Genomic DNA, 2,526 nt, shown 5'->3' on the forward strand with positions numbered 1-2,526 from the left:
GTTTCTCACCCAGGTGCGGCAGTTCGTCTACGGCAACACCTATCCGCTGATCGACGACCACAGGAGGGGGTGACTCCCTGCCGGAAGCGCGCGGGAGATCACGACGGGCCTCGGGCGGGACGAACGATCCCCGGTCAGATCAGTTTATCCAGCTTCTTCACGTCCTGGAGCGGGCTCCCCCCGACGACCTGGAAGGGAGGCACGTCCCGGTTCACGAAGGAGTTCATCGCCACCACCGCGCCCTCGCCGATCGTCACCCCGCAGCGGATGACGGATCCCGCTCCCACGAGCGCCTGCTTCCCGATCTCCGTTTTGCCCAGGCGTACGCTTTTGATCGTCACCTCGTGGGTCAGGATCTTCGTCATCGTCCCGACGACCGCCCCGTCCCCGATGGTGAGAAGGGAGGGGAATTCGATATCCATGAAGACGAGCGGGGCGATGAACGCATCCTTCCCGATGTTCATCCCGATCGATCGGAGAAGCCGGTTCTTGAATTCCCCCGACGGCAGGATCGTGCACACGAAGATGACGAGGGACTGCCGGAGAAACCGGAGCCGGCTCTGCAAAACGATCTTGTGCCAGTACTCCCGCGGGTTGAGGTCCGTTCCCTCGTAAGGGATCTTCAGGTACCGCTCCGGTCCCCTGATGAACTCTTTCACCCTTTTCCTTGCGGCTTCGATATCGTTCGCCATGGTCGTACTCCTCGATTCGGAATTGCAGGAGGTTTTGCAAGAATAGGCGAAACGAGGGAGCGGGTTCAATAGGAAAGAGCGGTTCCTTCCCGCCGTCCCGCGCGAAGGAGGCGGATGGCAGGGAAATCCCCGCGCGAGACCATTTCCCCGGGAGGAGAGTTTTGTCGGACTGCAATCCAACGAATACGGGCCGTACCGACGCCGTCGTCCTTCTGCACGGCCTCGGGGGGAAGGACTGGAATCTGCGGTACCTGGGCCGGCGGTTTGCCCGATCCGGCCTGGCGGTGCGATACCACCACTATCCTTCCCGGACCGGAAACCTGGAGGAGATCGCGAGGGGGCTTGCCGAGACGGTAACGCGCACGGAGGGGAGGAAGGTACATCTGTTGGGACATAGCCTGGGGGGAATCGTCATCGCGAAGATGCTGGAAACCACTCCGCCGGCGAACGTGGGACGGGTGGCGTTCCTGGGATGCCCCATCGGGGGAAGCGCGGCGATCACGGCGCTCTCCGGGAACCGCTTTGGCCGCCGTCTCCTCGGCCCCGTGGCGAGGGAGGGGGTTGTGGAAAGAAGGCCCCACGCGCCCGTGGACCGGGAACTGCTCGTCGTGGCGGGGACCCTTCCGATGGGGATCGGCCTCCTGACCGGTCTGCCGCGTCCTCATGACGGGTGGGTTCAGGTATCGGAAACCCGGATCGAAGGGGCCAGGCTGGTGACCTCGCGCGCCTTCCATTTCGGGCTGCTGTTTTCGCGGAATGTCGCCGATCTCCTTTGCGCCTTCTTTTCCGGAGAGATATAGTGGTTTTTTTTTAACGGGGAATGGCACGGGAAAGGGGAATGGGGGAAGATGGGAGGTGCCGGGGATACGGACGGGAAATTCCGCGTGGCGATGGCCGGCCGCTCGGTCATGGGGCACTGGTTCAAGTTCTGGAACTTTCCCGAAATGCTGAGCAGGTACGCCATCTATTTTCCTTGGCCGATTCCGTATCAGGTGCGCGTGAAGGATCGGTACCGGCTCGAATACGTCCGGATCGTCCCTCCGGATCCCGGTCAGGAGAATCCCTCCTATGGGAAGGAGACGCTTTCCTCCCTGCGCGGGCAGGTCGAGGGAAAGCGATACGATGCGATGTTTTTCAAATTGTGTTTCGTCGATTTCCGGGACAGGAAGCTGAAGGATGAAATCACAAAGCAGAAACTGTTCGATGGCATGAAGTTCCTGATCACGGATGTCCATGCCTTCGCCAGGGAGGTGAAGGCAAAGCTGATTTTGGGCAACGCGCTGCCCGTGTTGAAACCGGGGGAATATGCCCAGCGGCTCAGGAGAGAGTACAACGAGTGGATCGGGGAATACGCGGGAAGATGCGGCGACATCGCGGTGTTCGATCTGTTCGGGCTGCTTGCCGACGACCAGGGGACCTTGCGGACCGATCTTGCCCGAAACCCGTTCGACCCCCACCTGAACAAGAAGGCCTATTCGATCCTCGAGAAGGAATTGGATACCCGGTTGTCGGAGCTGCGATAAATCTTCGCCGGAAGGATCCGCCGGAGCGAAAAAGGGCGGGGACCCGGAGATCCCCGCCCGCCCGTGCTTCCCGAAAACGCTTTCGCCTAGCCGAAGAGGACCCTCAGGTATTCCCGGTTGAGCCTCGCGATGAACTTCACGTCGATCCCTTTCGGACATGCCGCCTGGCCCTCGTAGTGGTTCGTGCAGTTGCCGAAGCCGCACTCCTGCATCGCCTGGATCATCGCCAGGACCCTTTCCTTGGCTTCCACCCTTCCCTGGGGAAGGGCGGCCAGCTGCGAAACCTTGGCGCCCGTGAAGAGCATCGCCGC

The 2,526-nt window shown here is 61.5% G+C and carries 4 protein-coding genes; 2 read left to right on the plus strand and 2 right to left on the minus strand.

All coding sequences use genetic code 11. The annotated features are described in order from the left end of the window. Nucleotides 1-134: 134 nt before the first annotated feature. Nucleotides 135-692, minus strand: coding sequence for an acyltransferase (locus VJ307_05520; GenBank protein ID HJX73597.1), 558 nt, complete (start codon nt 690-692; stop codon nt 135-137). 161 nt (nt 693-853) lie between these two features. On the opposite strand from VJ307_05520, the gene VJ307_05525 reads away from it, so the two are divergent. Further along, the gene (locus VJ307_05525) at nt 854-1,492 is read left to right on the plus strand and encodes an alpha/beta hydrolase (protein ID HJX73598.1); all 639 of its coding nucleotides are present in this window, start codon (nt 854-856) and stop codon (nt 1,490-1,492) included. Nucleotides 1,493-1,540: 48 nt separating this feature from the next. Beyond that, nucleotides 1,541-2,215: an SGNH/GDSL hydrolase family protein gene (locus VJ307_05530; protein HJX73599.1), complete on the plus strand. Its 675-nt coding sequence runs from the start codon at nt 1,541-1,543 to the stop codon at nt 2,213-2,215. An 86-nt stretch (nt 2,216-2,301) separates the two neighbouring features. Here VJ307_05530 and VJ307_05535 read toward each other — a convergent pair. Further along, on the minus strand, nt 2,302-2,526 hold a 225-nt coding region (locus VJ307_05535; GenBank protein ID HJX73600.1), incomplete at its 5' end, for a hypothetical protein.

The organism is Candidatus Deferrimicrobiaceae bacterium (assembly GCA_035256765.1).
GTDB lineage: Bacteria > Desulfobacterota > Deferrimicrobia > Deferrimicrobiales > Deferrimicrobiaceae > CSP1-8.

Bases quoted from the DNA above. Each gene is read 5' to 3' on its own strand.
- VJ307_05520 (HJX73597.1), bottom strand. From the start codon at position 692: ATGGCGAACGATATCGAAGCCGCAAGGAAAAGGGTGAAAGAGTTCATC.
- VJ307_05530 (HJX73599.1), top strand. From the start codon at position 1,541: ATGGGAGGTGCCGGGGATACGGACGGGAAATTCCGCGTGGCGATGGCC.